This is a genomic window from Sphingobacterium sp. HMA12 (assembly GCF_002933815.1).
In the GTDB taxonomy this organism is placed as follows: Bacteria; Bacteroidota; Bacteroidia; order Sphingobacteriales; family Sphingobacteriaceae; genus Sphingobacterium.
In genome coordinates this window covers 25,710-47,459 of the sequence record NZ_BEYR01000007.1, presented here as the reverse complement: position 1 = coordinate 47,459, position 21,750 = coordinate 25,710, and the positions used below count along the sequence as shown (strand labels likewise).

At 45.0% G+C, this 21,750-nt stretch carries 16 protein-coding genes; 2 read left to right on the top strand and 14 right to left on the bottom strand.

The window, feature by feature from the left end:
* Positions 1–99: 99 nt before the first annotated feature.
* The 14 genes from HMAT_RS24360 to HMAT_RS24295 form a co-directional block, all read right to left on the bottom strand.
* Positions 100–1,257, bottom strand: a complete 1,158-nt coding sequence (locus HMAT_RS24360) for a FecR family protein (RefSeq protein ID WP_104385445.1) — start codon at positions 1,255–1,257, stop codon at positions 100–102.
* A gap of 42 nt (positions 1,258–1,299) precedes the next feature.
* A complete protein-coding gene (locus HMAT_RS24355) occupies positions 1,300–1,872 on the bottom strand; it encodes an RNA polymerase sigma factor (RefSeq protein ID WP_104385444.1) in 573 nt (190 codons plus the stop codon).
* A gap of 231 nt (positions 1,873–2,103) precedes the next feature.
* Positions 2,104–5,199 carry an efflux RND transporter permease subunit gene (locus tag HMAT_RS24350; RefSeq protein WP_104385443.1) on the bottom strand — a complete coding sequence of 1,032 codons (3,096 nt, stop codon included), beginning with the start codon at positions 5,197–5,199 and terminating at the stop codon, positions 2,104–2,106.
* 1 nt (position 5,200) lies between these two features.
* Entirely contained in the window at positions 5,201–6,307 is a 1,107-nt protein-coding gene (locus HMAT_RS24345; RefSeq protein ID WP_104385442.1) for an efflux RND transporter periplasmic adaptor subunit, read from the bottom strand.
* The gene (locus tag HMAT_RS24340) at positions 6,304–7,578 is read right to left on the bottom strand and encodes a TolC family protein (RefSeq protein WP_158656113.1); all 1,275 of its coding nucleotides are present in this window, start codon (positions 7,576–7,578) and stop codon (positions 6,304–6,306) included. Before HMAT_RS24340 ends, HMAT_RS24345 begins: the two co-directional genes overlap by 4 nt.
* A gap of 90 nt (positions 7,579–7,668) precedes the next feature.
* Entirely contained in the window at positions 7,669–9,015 is a 1,347-nt protein-coding gene (locus tag HMAT_RS24335) for a sensor histidine kinase KdpD (RefSeq protein ID WP_104385440.1), read from the bottom strand.
* Between the two features lie 2 nt (positions 9,016–9,017).
* Positions 9,018–9,698, bottom strand: coding sequence for a response regulator transcription factor (locus HMAT_RS24330; RefSeq protein ID WP_104385439.1), 681 nt, complete (start codon positions 9,696–9,698; stop codon positions 9,018–9,020).
* A 158-nt stretch (positions 9,699–9,856) separates the two neighbouring features.
* Positions 9,857–10,354, bottom strand: coding sequence for a DinB family protein (locus HMAT_RS24325; RefSeq protein WP_104385438.1), 498 nt, complete (start codon positions 10,352–10,354; stop codon positions 9,857–9,859).
* Positions 10,355–10,369: 15 nt separating this feature from the next.
* A complete protein-coding gene (locus HMAT_RS24320; RefSeq protein ID WP_104385437.1) occupies positions 10,370–10,762 on the bottom strand; it encodes a hypothetical protein in 393 nt (130 codons plus the stop codon).
* Positions 10,763–11,043: 281 nt separating this feature from the next.
* Complete coding sequence (locus tag HMAT_RS24315; RefSeq protein ID WP_104385436.1) at positions 11,044–12,486, bottom strand: TolC family protein; 1,443 nt, start codon at positions 12,484–12,486, stop codon at positions 11,044–11,046.
* The gene (locus tag HMAT_RS24310) at positions 12,479–15,640 is read right to left on the bottom strand and encodes an efflux RND transporter permease subunit (protein WP_104385435.1); all 3,162 of its coding nucleotides are present in this window, start codon (positions 15,638–15,640) and stop codon (positions 12,479–12,481) included. Before HMAT_RS24310 ends, HMAT_RS24315 begins: the two co-directional genes overlap by 8 nt.
* A gap of 15 nt (positions 15,641–15,655) precedes the next feature.
* A complete protein-coding gene (locus HMAT_RS24305) occupies positions 15,656–16,735 on the bottom strand; it encodes an efflux RND transporter periplasmic adaptor subunit (RefSeq protein WP_233789566.1) in 1,080 nt (359 codons plus the stop codon).
* 115 nt (positions 16,736–16,850) lie between these two features.
* Positions 16,851–17,273, bottom strand: a complete 423-nt coding sequence (locus HMAT_RS24300; protein WP_104385434.1) for a hypothetical protein — start codon at positions 17,271–17,273, stop codon at positions 16,851–16,853.
* Between the two features lie 360 nt (positions 17,274–17,633).
* On the bottom strand, positions 17,634–18,164 hold the full coding sequence (locus tag HMAT_RS24295; protein WP_104385433.1) for a hypothetical protein: 531 nt from the start codon (positions 18,162–18,164) through the stop codon (positions 17,634–17,636).
* A 322-nt stretch (positions 18,165–18,486) separates the two neighbouring features.
* On the opposite strand from HMAT_RS24295, the gene HMAT_RS24290 reads away from it, so the two are divergent.
* Both HMAT_RS24290 and HMAT_RS24285 read left to right on the top strand, forming a co-directional pair.
* Complete coding sequence (locus tag HMAT_RS24290) at positions 18,487–19,728, top strand: leucine-rich repeat domain-containing protein (protein WP_104385432.1); 1,242 nt, start codon at positions 18,487–18,489, stop codon at positions 19,726–19,728.
* A gap of 97 nt (positions 19,729–19,825) precedes the next feature.
* Positions 19,826–21,685, top strand: coding sequence for a PAS domain S-box protein (locus HMAT_RS24285; RefSeq protein ID WP_104385431.1), 1,860 nt, complete (start codon positions 19,826–19,828; stop codon positions 21,683–21,685).
* The last annotated feature ends 65 nt before the right edge of the window (positions 21,686–21,750 follow it).

Sequence of the window (21,750 nt, the reverse complement as noted above, 5' to 3'; positions counted from 1 at the left end):
AGAAATTACAGGAAGCTTTATTTTATTGTCGGAGGTGCTCGAACACCTCCGGCTTATTGTAAAGCCCTTAACCAGTTAGGGAGCTCTTTTCATAATTTTTTACTTTTCTGTTTTGGGATTAATAATCAATTTCTTTTTGTGTGATCCTGCTTTTATCTCAATTGTAATTTCTCCAGTCATCTCGAGGATTTCTATCGCTTTTAATAAATCATCTTTGCGCGAAATCCTTCCACCGAAAGTCATTTCGGACAAAGTCGAATCTACTACAACATCAACATCATACCATCTCGATATCCGTTTTAGGAGTAAGGGCAATTTTTCATTTTCGAACTTGTAATAACCGGATGTCCAGTCCACAACTGCTTCTTTCCTAGTAGCTACGGGCGTCATAACTCCCGATGCGTTATCCAAGGTAACTTTCTGACCGGGTTTTAAGATTAAAGAAGTTTGTTGACCATTCAGCGCCCGGACCTCCACTGCCCCTTCAATTAATGTCGTATTAGTAAAAGAATCGTTGTCATAGGAGCAGATATTGAAATGGGTACCCAATACTTTGATTTTTTGCCCCTTGCTAAATACGATAAACGGCTTTCTTTGTCTTTTTTCATCGGACTGGCTACTAACCTCAAAATAGGCCTCGCCATTTAGTCTCACTATACGATCTCCAGTTAAGAAATCGCCTTTGAACATGAGGCTGGAGCTCGCATTCAAATAAATTTTTGATCCATCGGGAAGTATAAATTTAAATTGTCCGGCTGCAGGAGTATTAATTTTGATGTTCTGCGGAACAGCATTACCCGTAGTTTTGTAATAGACTTCGCCGTCATCAGCCTTTTCGATCTGTATTCCATTTAAGTTTATTTTTTGACCTATACTCAGCCCCGTGAGGCTTAAGCTATCACCATCTCCGGTAATAATATAGGCCTTTTCCTGATCCAAAAAGAGCGGTTTGTTTTGATTATCGTTACTCTGTTGAAGATAGAAAAATCCTATTGAAAGTAAAAATATCGCCAGTATGGAGGCTGCTACTAGACGCGGACGATAGTACCATACCAAGACTGCTTTGGAATGTATTTTGGTAGACAGTCTTTCTCTTACCAAAGCCAGATTACCTGCGATTTGCATCTCATCCTGAGCTGCTATTCTATTGTCCATGTCAGCGTACCAACGTTCCACGAGATCTTTTTCCCGCTTCGTACAACGGCCGTCGAGATATTTTCTTAACAATATGCGGCTTAACTTCTTTTCACGCTTCATAAATTGATTAGGAGGTAATTGTCCTTCTATCTATATGAGTCGCTAATGGAGCAGGTAGAGGGTAAGGAAAAATATAAAAAAACTCAACTTAATCCGTAACCTCTTGAGTGCATGCTTGATATGTGCACGCACTGTCAGTTCGGAAATACCTAACTTTTGTGCAATTTCCGCATAACTAAGATTCTCATGACGGCTCATCAGATAGACTAAGCGCATTTTATTCGGAAATTTATCTACTTCCTCTTGTATCAGGTCCTGCAAAAGTTTGGTACGGATGGTATCGTCCGTACCAATATAATCCTTTTGTAATTGATACAGATAGCCTTGCAATACAGACTCCGTCTTGCTTTTCTTTTCGATATAATCGATAATTTTGAATCGCAATGCCTGAAAGAGATAAGCTTTTAAATTTTTTATATCTGATTTGTCCCTGTTTTCCCAAAGTGAGAGGAATATATCATGGATAATATCATTACAGATTTCTGAGTCTGCCAAACGTTGAATACATGTTCTATAGAGTATTGAACTATATTTTATGTAGATTCTGTCAAACGCTTTTTGATCCGATTGCTGTAATCGAGACAAAAGTTTAAGATCTATATCAATATCCAACATATTCAATGCTTCTGAATTCAGGTAGATTAATTTGAAAGTAAATATACAAGTCTTGTCGATATATTCATGATATCGTTAGAAAAAGCTTTGCTGAACGTGAACGATACCCTCATCGCTTCAAAACTATTAGTCTTCATCATTATTTTTCCGGGTGTTTATAAACAACAAAGGCTGCACTGCTTTATGAGCAGGCAGCCTTTATCAAGTATATAATGAATAAAAAATGGGCGCTTAATCTTTATTTTCTCTTTTGTACGCGTAGTAGAAGACAATCGGCAAGATCGAAAACGAAAGAATCATACAGATAATCAAACCGCCGACAATCATAATGGCCAGGGGTTTTTGGATTTCAGATCCCATCCCATTGGATAGTGCCGCCGGCAGTAAGCCCATTGCCCCCATCAGTGCAATCATTAAGATCGGCCTGATCCGGCTTTTTACCGCTTCGTAAATAGCGGGCTTGAGCCCCATTTTATTTAAGAGATTTTCTTTCATGACACCGATTAAAACGATCCCGTCGATTGTGGCCACACCAAAAAGGATAATAAAGCCGATACCTGCCGAGATCCCGAATGTCGTCCCTGTCATCCACAGGGATACAAAACCACCGATAAATGCAAAAGCAAGCGTCAGGGAGGAGATCAGCGTATCTTTTAGATTGCCAAAATTGGCGTAGAGCAAGAGCAAAATCAATAGCAGGGAAACCGGTACCACATTCATTAACTGTTTGGTAGCCCTTTCCTTGCTTTCAAACTCACCGGCCCAGACAACCTTGTAGGACTTGGGCAATTTAATGTCATCCGCGATCTGTTTTTTTGCATCCGCAATGGTACTGCCCAGATCCCGGCCCTCGATATTAAATCCGACACCGATGTAACGGGAATTCCCGTCGCGGTAGATAAAGGCCGGCCCCGTATGATAGTCTATGGTTGCGATTTCGCGCAGTGGAACCTTTTGGTCATTCATCGTCGGAATAATGATGTTACCGATCTTTTCGGGGCTGTCCCGATACTGTTTCTGAAAGCGCAGCCGGACATCAAAGATGCGCTCATTGTCGTAAAAATGTGTCACGGACTGCCCCCCGATGGTCATCTCGATGACCGATTGCACATCTCTGGTAGATACCCCATACTTCGCCATCTTGGAGTCGTGCAGCTGAATCCGCAGTTCAGGCAGGCCAATATTTTTAAATACATTCACATCCGTAATGCCCGCTACTTTCTTGAGCGATTCAGCAAACTTATTGGCTTTGTTCTCCAGATCCTCGAGGTTCTCACCAAAAATCTTGATCACCAGCGGACTTTTTACGCCGGCCACATATTCCTCCACATTGTCCTGAATCGGCTGGCTAAAGCCAAAATTGATTCCCGGGAAAGTCTGCAGGCTGTCGCGCATCTGCCCGATCAGTTTCTCTTTCGATATTTTCCGCTTCCACTCCCCTTCCGGTTTCAGTTCAATATTAAATTCGATATTAAAAAAACCTGTCGGATCCGTTCCGTCATTGGGTCTACCTGTCTGCGTCATAATAAAATCAATCTCATCAAACTGCTTGATCAATTTGGTTTTCATTGTTTTTGTCAACTTGACGGACTCCTCCAGGTTGACGCTATTGGGCAATGTCGCCCGGACATAAATGGCCCCTTCATTGAGCTTGGGCAGGAATTCCGAACCGTAATAGCTAAAGCGCACAATACAGACAACCAGCGCCAGTCCAAAAAGCGTCAAAGTCCATTTCGGATGATCAAAAGCCTTCTTGAAACCTTTAAAAATGACATTACGGCTGACCTTAGTTATTTTATTTTCATCCTCTTTGATGTTCGTCTTCAGCAGATATTTACACATGGCAGGCACATAAGTCAGGCTTAGGACCAGGGAGCCCAGCAGGGCATAGCCGAGGGTAAAGGCCAACGGTGAAAACATCTTCCCTTCCACCTTTTGAAAAGAAAAAATCGGTGTCAGCGCAACAATCAGGATCAATAAGGCAAAAAAGATATACCCCGCTACCGAACCTGCACTTTTTTTAATGATCCCCAGTTTGGAGACCTTGTTGAAACGGGCCGTCCCCAGCCGGTGCGCCTCCTTTTCCAGGGAGACAAAAACAGTCTCCACGATCACCAGTGTCCCCTCGAGCAATAGGCCAAAGTCCAGTGCTCCCATCGAAATCAGGTTCGCCGGCAACCCCTGTATTTTCAATAGAATGATCGCAAACAGGAAGGCCAATGGAATCACCGAGGCCACGATAAAGGTCGTCTTCCAGTTGTTCAAAAAGATAAAGACAATGATCGAAACCAGGATAACACCCTCAATCAGGTTTTTCGACACCGTATGCACGGTATTATTCACCAATTTTGTGCGGTCAATCACCGGTTCAATCTTGACATTTTCCGGTAAGATACGGCCGTTCAGTTCCTCAATTTTTTCTTTCAGGCGTGTCACTACCGCCGATGGATTTTCGCCGCGGAGCATAATGACAATGCCCTGTACCAGATCATCCTCCTGATTGAGCCCCACCTGTCCCAGCCGCGGTTTGGCCCCCAGTTCTATTTCAGCCACATGTTTGACCAGAATGGGCGTATTCCCTACCACTTTGATCAAAATATTGCCGATATCATCTATTTTGTCCAGCAGTCCCACACCGCGCACGACATAGGCCTGATTTCCTTTTTGTATCACATCCCCGCCCACATTGATATTTGAGCGCGATACCGCTTCATATACATCCAAGGGCGAAAGGTTATAGTTGGCCAGTTCCGTTGGATTGATCTTTATTTCATAGATCTTTTCTTCACCGCCAAAGCTCACGACATCCGCTACGCCCGGCACACCAACAAGCTCCCGTTCGATCACCCAGTCCTGAATGGCGGATACCTCTTTGATCGGCAGGTTGCTTTTGACCACATAGCGGAAGATTTCTCCTGTGGCCCCCGAAGGCGGTTCAATGGAGCTTTCTGCTCCTTCCGGCAATTCAATGGAACGCATCTTGTTACCGGCATATTGCTGCGCATAGAAGTCTTCCACACCATCCTCAAACTGGACCGTGACGACAGAGAGCCCAAACAGGGAGATGGACCGTACATCCGTCTTTTTCGGGATGGTGTTCATCTCCTTGGTGACGGGCAGCGTGACGAATTTCTCGATTTCTTCGGCACTGCGTCCCGGCCATTGCGTGATGATCCGGACACGGGTATTGGTCACATCCGGAAATGCTTCGATCGGCGTATGCAGGTAAGCGTATATTCCGCCGAACAATAAAGCCAGCGTAAAAAACAGCACCACCAGGGAATGTTTCAGTGAAAATGAAACGATATTTTGTACAACTTTCTTCATCCTATCTGTTCATCAATTCATCAAACACAATCAGTTCATTTTCTGTCAATACGTGGTCCCCCTCTTCCAGCCCCGTTTCGACGAAAGCATAGGATTCGTTTTCCGATACGATATCGACAGCTTTCACGGATAGATCGCAGTCGCTTTTGTAGATCACGACATAATTCTGATTGTTATGCAAGATCACCGCATCTTTGGGAATCGCCAGCAGGGGTTGTTTCTGTCCTGCGGATCCCTTCTCGACCAATACATCCACGCTCATGCCCGGTTTGAGCCTCAGATCCTTATTGAGCAGCTTAACACGCGCTTTGACCACCCGTTCTTCGGGATCAAAAAAGTTGGCCACCTGATCGATATAACCTTCAAAATATTCGCCTTTATAAGCCAGCGTTGTGATCCGGACATGAGCCCCATTTTTGACAAAGGGTAAGTTATTCGCATAAATATTGACAGTCACCCAGACCTCATTCAGGTTGCTGATAGTCAATAGATCCGTATCATCGCCTACCGTCATGCCCGGACTCACCTTTTTGTCAATGATGTACCCCGCCTTGGGCGCACGGATATAAAAAATACCGTTTTCGGCCGATCCATTCAACAGCTTCATATTTGCCTTTACGTTCCGGATACCGATCTGTACCGATTTCAGCTCGCTCTCCATTTCCTCCAGCTCACGTTGGGAAGCCATCCCGTCTTTCAGCATGCTGCGTAAACTATTCACCTTACTTTCCGCCAGGCGCCTGCCGTTTTCCAGCTCGCGGAGTTCCTTTCCCAGATCATTGACCGAAGTCCCTTTGAGTGCCACCAGCACCTGCCCTCTCTCCACATAATCACCCATTTTTACAGCAACGGACTGGACCATGCCCTGAATCGGGCTCTTCAACGCCGCAAGTTCATCCTGGTTGTATTGGATTGCGCCATTTAAGGCAATCTGTTCAGACACCTCCCGCTTTTGGATTGAATCAATTTTAATATGGTGTTTGAAATCATCACTAAGGCAAAAGCCTTTTGTCCCAACAACGTGCTGTTCCTCCTGTTGCTTTGACTGACAGCCCAACAGGAGACAAATGGATAAAAGCGTGATCGGCATTAAAACATTCCCTTTCATTGGACGATATCCTTTCCGACTAAATAGGTCAGTTCTTCGCTATACTGAAGATATTTTGCCCTTCGTTCCAATATTGATTCTTTGTTTTCCATATAATTATTGATAAAATCTATAAACTCAACGATCGTCAGCCTGCGCTCCTGAAAATTTCGGACGTAGCGTTCCAGGGCGACCTCCAGTCTACCGTCAAATCCATTATCCATAGCCTTCAGGCTAGATTCCAGGTTGCTTAGACGTGCCGAAAGAAAATCTATCTCCCGTTCGATATCGATGCGGAACTGCTCGATTTCAACCTTATTTTTTTCCAGTTCCAGCTTAGCGATCTTGATATTCCCCTGGTTTCTATTAAATAGGGGTAGATCCATAGACAGGCCCAGACCGATAAAATCACGCATAATATTGCCGCCCCGATCATAATTCACCGAAACATCGAGGTTTGGTACACGTTCGGCTTTCTCTATTTCCAGCTGCGCCTGACTTTTCTTAAATTCATTGTGGATGATTTTATAGTCGCTGCGATTATCCAGGGCCATGATTTTCCATTCGTTTTGTCTATTCGCAATAAAGGCTGGGTTGCCGATGGTATCCGCAATGGAAAGCGCCTTTCCTTTCGCTCCCAGATAGCGTGCGACATCGTTCATCTTTGCCATTTTCTCCTGCTGGATTTCATTCAGCTTATTTCCAAAAGCAATGGACTCGCTCTGGATGCGCAGGTAGTCCATTTCGCTGACGTTGCCTTCCTTCCACTGGTTCTGGTAAGACTGCGCCAGTTTATGGAAGATTCCAACCTGATTGGCGTAAAGACGCTCCTTTTCCTGCAGCACCTGCAGCTCCAAGCATTGACTACGGAGGTCATATTTCAAATTGCGGAGCAATTCCTCAAACTGCAGTTGTGCATTCTCCTTTTCGAGAAGTTGCAGCTGTACCCGTTTTTTTCTTTTGCCCGCCAGTTCAATCGTCTGTTCCAGTTCCATTTCCACCTGTTGGTACCGCCCATAGTTCCCGATCAAAGGCGGAAGCTCCTCGCTGGAAGAGTTTTTCCAGAGGTTGACCTCACCGATGGAGATTTTGGGGTTGGGCCATAGCTTGGCCTGCAGGATTGCTGCCTCAGCTTGTTTTAGCTGAAAACGCTGCGCCATCAGGGACAGGTTGTGTGTTAAGAAGACTTGTTCGATTTCCGATTTTTGCAAACGGTTTTCGGGCATTTCCTGTGCAGATAGCCTGCTATTCAGGCCAAGAAGAATAACTATTGCAATGCGTATCTTTCTCACTCTATTTTGTATTTCCACAAAACTAAGCGACAGGGATTACAGGCAAATTTAAGATAAATTAAAGTTTGATTAGAAGAGATTAGAGAATGGTTAGAATTTTGGAAACAGCAGCGATACCCTTGTTCCCTGGTCGTCGGAACGAATATCAAAGTCCACGCCTTGGTCCTTAAAAACGATCTGCGCAAAAGAAAGACCGATGCCACTGCCCTTGACTTTGCCGACATTTGTCGCCCGGTAAAAGGTCTGCTTCACCGCTTCCAGCTCCGCCTGCGGAATTCCGATACCCTGATCAATGATCTGCAGGGACAAACGCTCATCGGCCGTCGTCATGCGCACCAGCACTTCCCGACCATTGGCATATTTAAGCGCATTTTCGATCAGATTGGAGATCGACAATGCCAGGAGCATGCGATTGCCCCGAAAATTAAAATAATGCGGTTCATCCACTTCGAGCTCGATTTTCAAGGGTACAGTAAATGTTCTGGCAAATTTAGGCACCAGATCCCATACCACCTCATCGATGCGGAAGACCTCCATGGAGCGCTTCAGGGCCTGGTCTTCCGTCAGTAACAGAAAATTTCCGATAAGCTGGTTCAAAAAATTGACGTGTTCGGTGATTGTTGCTGCCAGCTCCTGATACTCTTCCTGACTGCGGGCTTTTGTCCCAAAAACCTCCATGGATCCCAAAATACCGGCAAGGGGTGTACGGAACTCATGGGAGACATAGCTCACAAAATTCTTTCGGATGATCATGTTTTCACTGATCCGTCGCAGGAGCGCATTGTAGCTTTCGATCAGGTCCTGCAGTTCATCCTTCGTCCTGATGACCGTCAGCGGCTCCTGAATGGTATTTAGATCCTTATGCTGGATTTCCTGAATGACGTTCCGAATAGGCAGATATGCATATTTGCTCAGCCAGAGCGACAGCAGGACGATGCTAATCAGGGCAACCAGAAAAACAAGCACGAGAATAAAAAGCAGGCGGTTCAGCTGCTGATTAAAATCCGTATTAGATTCCTTGACAAATACAAAAAAATCACCCTGATTATCTGGATAATACAAGCCGAAATAAAAGCTATCCTCCGTTTTAAAATAAACTGTTTTCTGTGATTTCAGCCGCGTCAGCAGGCTTCTATTGATTTGATTATCGTATTTCAGGCCACCATAGCTCACCCGGCCTTCGGCATTGTAGACCGCTACCATGGCCCGTTTGACTAGACTTTCGTATTGATTTTTGGACTCCAGATGTTTTAAGGGGCTCTGTTCATCCGCTTCCAGGTAGTAGATCCCGGCGATCTTTGCGTTCTTTTCCAGTGAACTGATCAGATGGCGTTCCGATGAATTATAAAATATCCAGTAGATAACCACCGTGGCAAGTCCGAAAATAATCGTAAAGACCAAAGAAGAAAAAAGTGTCAGTCTGATCTTGAGGTTCATGGTCAGTCGGTTTTAAGCATGTAACCAACCCCTTTGACCGTCCTTATAATGGATGTATCGCTGCCGTCATCCACCTTTCCCCGCAGATAAGAGACGTACACATCCACGACATTGGTGTTATTGTCAAAATCAATTCCCCAGACCGCCTGCAAGATAGCCGTACGCGAAAGCGTCTTATTGCGGTTTTCGATCAGATACTTAAACAGCTTAAATTCTTTGGGAGAGAGATCCACATTTGCACCGCCTTTATAGACTTCATAACGATCCAGATCCACTTTGAGGTCACGAATTTCAATGCAGGTATCATTGTCCGTATTTTTATAACTATCCCTCCGTACCAGGGCTTTGATGCGGCTGACCAGTTCCTTAAACGAAAAAGGTTTGACCAGGTAATCATCGGCACCACTTTCCAGGGCTTCGACTTTATCATCGATTTCACCCAGTGCGCTTAAGATCAGAATTGGAATATGGTTTTTGCGGTAGCGCAGCATTTTTGTAAACTGAATCCCATCGATTCCCGGCAGCATAATATCCAATACCACGATATCCAGGGATTCGGCATTGACCCATTCCCGCGCTGCCTCAGCGGATTCCGCCAAAATGACCTGGTGGCCCAATTCTTCCAGCCCTTTCACCACAAAGCTACTGATACGACGATCATCTTCTACCAAAAGTATCTGCATAAACGGAGTTTATTTTTATACGGGGTTATAAAAATCAAGTATTTCCTGATGGAATTTTACAAGTATACGAAATTACAAATTAATCCCTTGACTGTCCGTTGTCGTGAATTGTCTGCTATTGGAGAGGAACACCTTTGGCAATAGCGCCGATCTGCCATCTATTGCAGACAGCGGGCTGTGACCAGCAGTTGGCCGACATGGCGCTGCGCATGTTCAGCCGCATGAAATAAGAGACCGATCAGGGTTGTTGATATACGCTTTCTTCCCAGAAAACGTTCTTCGGTTAAGGTCTTAGGATCAATTGCCGATAAGCGCTGCAGGGCCTCCTCAATCTGCAGATGTAAGTTTTCGACTAAAGTAGCTACACTGAGCTCCGCATCTACGATCCCCTCCTGTTGGAGGTAATCGAATTGTTCGGCGGAGAGCGATTTATCCGCAGCATAAGTAAACATGCGGTCGATCACACCGCGAATATGCAGCAAGTGAAATCCAATGCTGGCATTTCCACAGGGACGCGCCCAGAGTTGCTCAGATGACAGCTGCGCGGTATATTTTACAATATCCTCTTCTGCTTGCAGCAGCGCATGAGCCACCGGCTGCAAAAGATCGGGAATCCCTGCAATCGGTCCCCGCATCCATACTTCTACGTTTTCCATACCTGATTCTATAACCTATTTTCGTTTGCTCGTACTCTTTAATGCCCAGGCAACCAATACTGGCTGGAAAAATAAACGGGCAAGGCGCTTCCCATCGCTGTCCAGTCCGAAACCATCCCGATGTTCAGTATATTGCGCAATATTGCCCGGAAACACCGCAACAAAAAAAGCCGCTGCAATTTTACCCGCGGTAGCACGCTGTTTACCCCTGGCCAATAGCAGCGCCGTTCCCAGGGCAATTTCAGCAAAACCGGAATAGACCACCGTATCGTCTTTAGGGATTGGCACCCAATCCGGCACCTGCGCCTGAAATTCTTTCCGCGCAAAAGTCAGGTGACCAATTCCCGCGACCACCAAAAATGCACCTAAGCCATAGCGCGCGATCTTTTTAAAACAAGATTTTTCCATAACCTTTTTTATTAGAAGACAGTACAGGGCGAAAATAGTTTGATAAGGACAAATAAGATTTCAAAAATAATCCCGACAAGGTGTAAAAAATCCCAGCGCCTTTATTTATCGAAGGTATCGACAAAGAAGCCTATGGTTACCAGATAGATTTGTCCAATGATCTGGATTTAAAATTTAATGCCGATGGTAGTTTCATCGGTCTCGATGACTAGGGCGAACCATCAAAAAAGGGACTTATCAGCTGATAAGTCCCCAACGAGTAAAAAACAAACATTAACAATTTATTCCTGCCGCTCCCAGCCACCGCCCAGGGATCTGTAGATCGCTACGCTGGCTTTGAGCTGACTGGCTTTTTTTTCCACCAGTTCAAATTTGGATTCCAATGCATCACGCTGTGTCAACAAGACTTCCATATAATCCGCCCTGGCATATTTAAACAGGTCGTTGGAAATATCTATGGATTCTCTGAGTGCATCGACCTCCTTAGTCTTGATCGCCAGCCCATTTTCGAGGTTTTTAATTTTGGAAAGCTGGTTGGCGACTTCGATGTAAGCACCCAGTATCGTTTGCTCATAATGATAGACCGCCTGCACCTGCCTTGCGTTGGCATTGTAATATGCCGCTTTGATCGCTCTTTTGTTGATCAGGGGAGCAGTCAGCTCGCCGACGAGCGAAGTCAGAAAAGATTCCGGTTTGATGAGATAAGTCGGATCAAAAGCCTGAAAGCCCACACCGGCAGCAATATCCAGGGAAGGATAAAAACGTGCTTTAGCCGATTTGATATCCAGTTTGGAAGCCGCCAGTTCATACTCCGCCTGCTTGATATCCGGCCTATTTTCCAGCAGGTCGGCAGGGATGCCCGTATAGACAGTCTGCGGGACAAGCTTGTCAAAAACTTCGTGATTCCGTTGTACCGGCTGCGGAAACCGTCCCACCAGGTAGTTGATCCTATTTTCCGTTTCCGTTATCTGCTGCTGGATATCATACTGCATGCCCTGTGTTTTTAAGATCTGCGCCTCAAATCTTTTGATGGCGAGTTTATTGGACCGGGCATTCTTTTTCAGGTCATTGACCACCGTGAGTGCGTCATTTTGGATCTTTACATTCTCATTGACTACCAATAGCTCGTTATCCAGGGCCAGGAGCTCATAATAGGCATCCGCAATTTCAGAGATCAGATGCGTGACCATAAAGTTTTTTCCTTCCACACTGGCAAAATAGCGTTGCAGTTGCGCTTTGGTCGCATTGTGCAGTTTGCCCCAGATATCTGTTTCCCATGCGGCCTGTACACCGACGCCAAAATCAAACAGCGGCTCGGGCATTTCCCGTCCCGGTTCTATTTCCGTATTTTTCTCCATCGCGCCGATATTGGTGTAACGGCTTACCTTATCCACACCGGCACCAACTTTCACCCCTACGGTAGGCAGATATTCTCCTTTTTTTGCGCTGACCTCGTTTTTGGCCATCTCGATTTCCTGCAGCATAATGTGGAGTTCCTGATTGTTGGCCAGCGCCAGACCGATCAACTCCTGTAGATGCGGATCATTGAAATAACTGTTCCATTTGATTTTTCCGGTATTGACGGAGTCGTTTTCAGTGACGCCATATTTCTCCGGCACTGTTCTGTTTTCGGCACGCTGCTGTATTTCCAGCGGTTTGCAGGCTACAAAACCAAGCAAGAAAAGGGCGAAACCGGTATATTGATATATTCTGTTCTTATTCATAGTGTATCATGTCTTCGCTTAAAGGTGAATCGTCTTCGGCCTGGATCATTTTTCTTCCGTCGGCCAATTTTGCAAAAATGTAGTAGAGTCCGGGAATGACGATAACGCCAAAAATTGTTCCGACGAGCATACCGCCCAAGGCCGAAGCACCGATGGTATGGTTCCCGATGGCTCCGGCCCCACTTGCAAAGACCAGCGGCACGAGTCCGGCGATAAAAGCAAAGGAAGTCATCAGGATCGGCCTGAACCGCGCTCTTGACCCCTCTATGGCTGCTTCCAGTATCGTATCGCCGGCCTGACGGCGCTTGACGGCAAATTCGACGATCAGCACGGCATTTTTACCCAATAAACCGATGATCATAATCAGTCCGACTTGCGCATAGATATCGTTTTCCAGTCCCATGGCTTTCAACAGGAAGAATGAGCCAAATACCCCGACAGGCAGCGACAGCAATACCGCAAACGGAATGATAAAACTTTCGTATTGGGCGGCCAACACCAGGTATACAAAGACCAATACGACCAAAAAGACATAGATCGCCTCATTCCCGCGCTGTGCCTCATCATAGGACAATCCCTCCCAGGCCACTTTGTAGCCATGCGGCAAGGAAGCAAGGGCTGTTTCGTTGATTGCCTGAATGGCATCGGCCGTGGTATAACCATTGGCCGGCAGCCCGCGGATCGCAGCCGAGTTGTACATATTGTAACGCGTGATCTCATTAGGACCCTGTGTTTTTTTCAAGGTCATAAAGGCCGAATAGGGAACCATCTGTTCATGATCATTTTTGACATAGAGGTTCATGATATCCGAAGGCAGCCTTCTGAATTCAGGTGATGACTGCACATACACTTTGAAAAATTGGCCAAAACGGATAAAGCCCTGTTCGTAGGTACTACCGATAAGGATATTGAGGTTGTCCATGGCCTTACCGATGGAAACCCCTTTCTGCATGGCGGCATTATTGTCAAACACCAATTCATATTGTGGGTAATTGGCGGCAAAGAAGGTGAAGACACCTGTCAGCTCCTTGCGTTTTTTGAGATTGGCAATAAAAGCTTTGTTTACTTTATCGAAATCCTGGTAATCTGTCGTTCGGTTTAAATCAAGCAAGCGCATGGAAAAACCACCTGAGGATCCAAAACCCGGAACAGCCGGTGGTTCGAAAAACTCCACGGTCGCACCCAGATTTTTTGACTTTTCTTCCAGTTCCTCCATGATCTCTTTCACCGAATGCTCCCGTTCGCTCCAGGTCTTCAGGTTGATCAGACAAGTTCCGGCATTCGAGCCCCGGCCTTCGGTCATGATCTCATAACCGGCCAGGGAAGAGACCGACTCCACACCGTCCACACCCTGACAGATCTTCTGCAACTCGCGGGAAAGCTTATTGGTCTGTTCGAGTGTCGATCCCGGTGGCGTCTGAATGATGGCATAGATCGTTCCCTGATCCTCACTCGGGATAAAACCACCCGGAAGCGTTTTATTGATCAGGAAAGTCCCCACACAAAACGCGACCAATATTCCCCAGGTGATGATTCTACGGCTGGCGATTTTTCGGAGAAAAGAAGCATAAGAGCCGGTCACCCGATCGAAGGTGCGGTTAAAGGCAACGAGCGCTTTGGTAAATAGATTGGATTTTTTGGGTTTTCCATGATTATTTTTCAATAGCATGGCTGCGAGCACGGGTGTGAGTGTCAATGCCACGACAGCCGATATCACAATCGAACTCGCCATGGTAATTGAAAACTGACGGTAGAAGGTCCCGACGGGACCGGTCATAAAAGAAATTGGGATAAATACCGCCACCATGACCGCTGTAATGGCGATGATCGCACCTGCGATTTCAGCCATCACTTCCTTAACGGCGTTATAAGGGGAGATTGCACTCTCCTCCATCTTGGCATGCACGGCCTCAATCACAACAATGGCATTGTCCACAACGATTCCGATCGCCAGAACGAGTGCAAATAGGGTGACCAAGTTGATCGACATGCCAAACCACTGGATGACAAAGAATGTACCTATTAACGAAACCGGTACCGCAATGATTGGGATCAGGGTGGAGCGCCAGTCGCCAAGGAAAATAAACACCACAATGGCTACCAGGATAAAGGCGTCACGCAGGGTATGCATCACCTGTTCGATCGAGGCATCCAAAAACTGCGATACGTCATAGCTGATCTTATAGTCTATGCCCGGGGGGAAATTTCCCTTCATCTCCGCCAGCTTCGCTTTCACATCTTTGATGACATCATTGGCATTGCTACCATAATTCTGTTTCAATACAATGGAAGCCGAAGGATGTCCGTCCAGATTGGAGTAAATATCAAAAAATTCACTGCCCAGTTCGACTTTGCCGACATCTTTGAGTTTGATATTCTCCCCTTCGGCATTCGCGCGAACAATAATATTTTCGTACTCTTCGGGTTGATTGTACTGTCCTTTATAGGTCAATACATACTCCAGCGATTGGGCAGCGATACCCGAGCTTTGACCCAATCGACCTGGCCGGCCGATAATACTCTGTTCCCCGATCGCTTTCATTACCTCATCCACCGATAAGTTATAGGCCCGCATGCGGTCGGGGTTTAACCAGATCCGCATCGCATAACGGCGGCTACCCAGGATCTGGGATTTGGCGATCCCGTGGATCCGGTTTATTTCGGGAATGATATTGACCGTTGCATAGTTGTACAGGAACTTCTCATCCATGCTTTTGCTGGTGCTATACAAGTTTACGTACATCAACATACTGGGCTGGATGGGATTGACGATCACGCCCTCCTTTTGCACCAGTTCGGGCAGGAGAGGCATCACTTGATCCACCCTGGTTTTGACCAGTACCACCGCATCGTTGGGATCCGTTCCCGGATCAAAAATTACATTGACGGTGGCCTCACCAGCACTGGTTGCGTCCGTGGCGATGTAACGCATACCCTGCACTCCGTTGATGGCATTTTCTAAGGTAATCAGCGACGATTTGACAAGTACATCCGCACTGGCACCCGGATAGGCGATGGAAACCGCTACCGTGGTCGGTGCGATCTTTGGAAATTGTTCGGTAGGAAGCTGCTTGATCGCCAGTCCTCCGATAAATAGGATGACAACCGATATGACAATAGCAAATACCGGTCGATGAATTACTTTTTTAAACATAGTGCTGCTTTTTAATTACTCTGCATATAAATCCAGGTTTGACATGACTTTCTCCGGGGTCTGGTACTTTGATTCAATGGTCTGATTCTCCTGTACCATGCGAAGACCGTTCAGCAGAATCTTTTCGTCCTTGTTCAGGCCCGAAGAGACAACATAGATATGAGGCAGTTCAGCAGCAACCTTTATTTCTCTTGCTTTTACTTTATTATCTTTTGTGATGACGTATACATATTTTTTTTCAAGTTCCTCAAATGTCGCTTTCTGCGGGATCAACATCGCGTTCGCATAAGGCGAGGTAATGACGATATTGCCCGTCTCCCCAAAGCGCAATAAACCCTTAGGATTGGGGAATGTGGCCCGATAGGCAATATTTCCCGTCTCGTTATTGAAGTCCGATTCGATCGTTTCAACAATACCTTCCTGGCCAAATTCCTTTCCATTGGCCATGTTCAGGCGGACATGCATAGGGCTGTTGTCCTTCCTGGCTTCCATCTGGTTGAGGTATTCCACTTCCGGCACATTAAAGTACACCCACATTTTGCTGTTATCGGAGAGTTCGGTGATCAATTCCCCCTCATCCACCAAGCTTCCCTTGCGCACATGGAGTTTACCGACGATACCCGAGAATGGGGCTGCGATATCTGTAAATTTGAGGTGCGTATTCATCGCTGCCAGCTCGGCCTTGGCTTTTTCATATTTTGCTTTGGCCATCTCGGTCTCCTGGGGTGCTACGATATCTTTTTCGGAGAGATTTTTGGTATTTTGATATTCGATTTCGGCATACTTGACCTCTGCTTTTGCGCGATTGACATCGGACTCATAAAGGTTGGGCATAATTTTAAAGAGGGGCTGTCCTTTTTGTACGAACTGTCCTTCATCCACAAATATGGACTGGATGTAACCTTTTTCCTGCGCACGCAGTTCGATATGGTTGATCGAACGGATCTGGGCGACATAATCTTTATTAACGATCGTGTCTTTCACCAGGGGCGTTGTCACGTTGAAAACTGCAGTTTCCTTCTTCTCTTTTTTTTCTGACTGACAGCTCGTTGATAGCACAATAAAACACAGGCTGATATACATGAAGCTTTTCATGACCATGATAATAGTTTTTAAAATAATTTTTGAAAAATTTGAACAATAGTGTGACCAGCTCCCAAAATAAATGAAAGCCATTTTGATATTCTTTTTTAAAAAAATTAGTTAAAAATCACAGCCTGAAGACACTGTAATGGATATAAAGGGCGTTTTTTTGTGGACTAAGGTTTTGTGTATTGGCAAGCGAGATCGCTGTGCAGGTATTGTGAAAATCGGGATGGACATAAGCATTTAGGTTCCCGAAATCATTTTTGGAAAGTGCAAATAAATTAGACGTATCAGCATCACTTCCTGTATCATCGTTTTCACCATCCTTCTCTGCAACATAAGCCCTGAGTTTCTCGTGGCGGCGATGTTTACCTTTGCGGATGACTTTTACATCCAGGCCTTCACTTTTTACCTGGTTATTGAAATGCTCGACAGCATGCCGGTTGGCCGATGCAGGTTCATTTGACGTTGATGCGTAATACCAGCCCAAACTGACAAGTATTGCACATAATACGCTGAACAAATATTGATGAAATCTTCCTTGCATCCTTAAAACAAATGTAATTAAACTTTAAAAAGGTTGCAAGCAATTTTTATACAGAAGTTTCAAAGATTACACTCAATTATTACAAAGTATTTAAAATTAGTCGATTAAAATTCCAATAATCACATTAAGAGAAGTTTATGCAATCAGGTTGATTTGCCAGACGTTAGGGTGCTCTAAGACAAGAGGGATTTCAGGTGCACCTCTAGCACTAACGCAGGACGAGGCATTCTGACAAAAGTCGGAATGCCTCGTCTACATGCATCAGCTCAATTTGTTCTGTAGAATATCTTTCGATTCTCCGATTGATGCTCTATTCCGTCATGCCCTACAGATTTTTAGGTTATGCGGCGATTTTTATATTTATATCGAAAGATTGAGGTTCGCGATGTCTCCCAATAACTCCGTATGATGTAGATCAACAGGTTGTGCCATATCCTGATATAGGCCAGCAATAGGCAAAACTGCTGTGAATTTTTTTGGGCTCCCCTGCTTAAAGTTGAGCACGCCGGATATACGAATCTGAACCCCTTTCAGATCATCGATCTTGGCCCTTTTCTTCACCACCTTAAAACGGACGGACACCTTTTTCGGCGTAGCCGCTCTTTCAAATGAGATTAGCAGAATCCGTTCAAGATTGACATCGAGCGCAGCATGCAAAGGTTTCACTGTTTTTATGACCACATTTTTCAACGTATCGGAAGCATGCCCGGCATTGAAAATAAAGACGCCACTTTTTGCATTTCGATCGCCACTATATTGCCCCGGACGCTCCTGCACCATATAATCAATAGCGATCTCCACATTTTCGTTAAACCGTTGCGCTAACTGTTTTTTTCTCCAAAAAAAAGCTCCTAAAAAAATGAATAAAATAAGTAGAATACCCGTAACCATAAGACATGTATTTAATTATACCATAGATAGATGATTCAAAAGTAGGGGTTTTCCGTTTCTTTAAAGAAGGACAGACCACTCTTAATCAGAATTATACGATAAAATTTCGACCTTGTAATGTATCAACTACAAATCGCCCGCAAAAACGTGCAGTTACCCCAAATCCATCTCTTCGGGAGTTCATAAAACTGTCCATCGAATTCCCAAGCGCAAATGTCACCTCAAACAGAACGAATCGTAAATCAGACGGGACAGATATAAATCGGTACAAAAATATTACCTCTTAATACGCACATTTGCATGTATATAACGCCGATCAAACATGAAAAAATATATTATCGTATTCAGTCTTTCGCTACTCACGTTAACCGCCGCCGCACAGAAAAAGAAGAAAAAGCAGATCCCGCCACCAAAAGTGGAGGCTATCGCCGAACCACCAAAGGTAGAGGTCACTCCGGAAGTACTGCCCGCGCATGAGGGAGAGCAAGGTACAGCACCTGTAGGTCTGATAGCACCAATGCCCGTCGGCAGTGTCAGCCGTATTATGGCCAGCACAACCGGTGGAAAAGAAATACGCTTTAAGGATCTGGAAGAATTAGCAGGTTCAGATTTATCGAAGCTGAAAGAATTATCTTTTAGTACCGTGGTCTCGGGAAAAACAATGGCGAGTAGCCTTCTGCAAAAGATCCTAAACGAGGGCATACAATTGGAAGTTTTGACAATCGAAAATTTCGCATTAGATGTTTTTCCGGAAATCAAAACGCCCAATCATCGGTTGAAAAAGCTGACCTTAAGTCAGAATAAGTTAAAAACACTTCCGGCCAGTATTTCCAATCTTACAGCACTTGAAGGTTTCGATTGCAACAACCCCTTGACAGCACTGCCGGCATCATTTGCACAGCTCAAAAATCTACAGCAACTCGGACTGAACAGCCACTTGTTTACGGCCTTTCCAAAAGAAATCTTTAGCCTGAGCAAACTGTCCGTGTTATATCTATCGGGCAATTACAAAAGTGAAACGAAACTGATGGAACTGCCTGACCTGTTTCAGCAACTGCCTGAACTGAAAGAACTGGGGATACAAAATGCAGGACTTTCTTCGCTGCCCAACTCCATCGCGACACTAAAAAAATTGGAACACGCAAGTTTTTCCTACAACCAGTTTACATCTTTTCCCGAATTACTGGCTACAAATCCCAAGCTCGTCTATGTCCCCTTTACCAATAATCCCCTACAATGGGAACCCTTTTTGGCTTCCGTCAAAAAGATAAAATGGAGTGGACTGTTCTTCCTGAACGAAACAGGATTAACAAAAAAACAGTACGAAGAGGTTCAGGATATCCTGACCAAAACAGATGTATATTATGACGGCATGAATGACTCAACAGCGACGATAGATGTTCCCGAGCTTGCTAAAAACAAACTTGCCATCAGTTCGATCAGCCTACTTGGCAACCCTTCGAAGGTGAAATGGACACAGGGCAGAGATAATTTAAATCTTGTTTTACCCTCAGGACAAGGGGATGAGATACCGATCTATGTGTATAAGATCGAAGCGAAGTAGTTAAACGCTCAAATTTTCTTAATTATCCTTATCTTTATTCTAGTGGGAAATCCTTTAACTTAACCATGGATTTGCAACACATGAAGATTTTGTCATAATGGAAAATGAAATAGATGCGCTAAAGCTAAAAATCGCCGAACTGTCCGACTTTATTGAAAATGGTTCACTGCCCCTTCACCGTGTTGATGGAAATGGTATAATCATATGGGCCAATCAGGCCGAACTAGATTTACTAGGTTATGGTAAAGAGGAGTACATCGGATTTCCAATCCAGGATTTCCATGCCGATCAACCCGTAATACAGGAAATACTAACGCGGCTATTAAATAATGAAACCCTGCGTGATTTTCCAGCCCGGCTGAAGTGCAAGGATGGATCGATCAAGCATGTTCATATCAGTTCAAATGCCTTAATGGCCGATGGCAAATTTATCTATTCCAGATGTTTCACTAAAGACGTCACCAAGTTGGTCGAAGAAGAGGAAAGAAGATTGGCTGAAGAAGGACGAAAGAATAAAATAGTACTTCTTCTCAAAAAGAGTGAAGAGCGGTTACGTATGGCCATAGCCGCAACTGATCTGGGCACCTGGGATTGGATTCTTGAAACAGGAAAAATAGACTTTTCACCCGAAGCGAAGCGGATGCTTGGGCTTACTTACGATGAAAATAGCATTTATGCAATTTTGGGTCATATTTTCCCTGAGGATCGCCCTATTGTGGATCAGGTGCTCCGTAATTTACAAAACGCCAGGGCAGATGAAAATTTCAGTTTTACCTGTCGGGTACTAAAACCTGGACAGACCGTGCCTTCGTGGATCGAAGTTCGGGGGACAGCACATTTTGAAGGCACCGCAACACTCCATAGGATCATCGGTTCCATCCTGGATGTTACCGAAAGTAAAGAAGCCGAGGTAAATAATGCCCAGCTAGTAGCCATCGTCAATTCTTCTTATGACGCTATTGTCGGCAAAACATTAGAAGGCATTATCACAAGCTGGAATGATGCTGCGGAACAGGTATTTGGCTTTTCGGCTCAAGAAATGATCGGCCAGTCGATAAAAAAAATTATTCCCGAAGATCGCTGGCACGAGGAAGATTTCATTTTAGAGCACTTGAGATCAGGCGAATCTATCCGACATCTTGAAACCAAACGGAAGACAAAGGGCGGCAAGCTGATCGACGTATCGCTTACGATTTCCCCAATAAAAAATACTGCCGGACAAATCACCGGAATATCAAAGATTGCGCGTGATATTACAGACAAGGTACAAGAGGAGCAGAAGAAAAATGACTTTATCTCCATGGTCAGCCATGAATTAAAAACACCGCTTACATCGATTTTACTCTGCGCGCAGGTCACGCAACGAATGAGTCGCCAAAGCGGAAATGATTTGGCGACTAAAATGGCCCAGAAAATTGAAGGTCATGCGGGGCGTATGTCGGCAATGATTCGCGATTTCCTCAGCTTGGCCCGTATCGAAGAACGTAAAATACAGCTCCGGAAAGAAATGGTGCAACTTGACAGCCTCATGCAAGAGATCAAGGAAGAAGCTACTTTTATGACCGAACGACACCACATCGAAATTGTCTGTGCCCCTTCGCATGTGGTTTTTGCGGATCGGGATAAAATTGGCCAGGTGCTGAACAATCTGGTCAGTAATGCCATTAAATATTCGCCTGGAGGCGGCAAAGTAACGATCGGCTGTGCGCATTTTGATGATCATTTAAAGATCTATGTAAGTGACGAGGGCGTGGGGATAAGCAAACCCGATCAGAAAAAATTATTTGAACGCTTTTATCGCGTCGAAAACGATACTGTTGCAAGCATTTCAGGTTTTGGCATCGGTCTCTATATCGTCGCCGAAATCCTCAAATATCACCACTCAAAAATTGAGGTGGAAAGTGAACTCAGTAGCGGCTCGACATTCTCATTTTTGCTACCGAAAAATGAGCAATAATTCTAAAAAGAAGCAAGACCCGTTTGGATCGTTTCCGTCATTTTAACAAATGATATCGGATACGC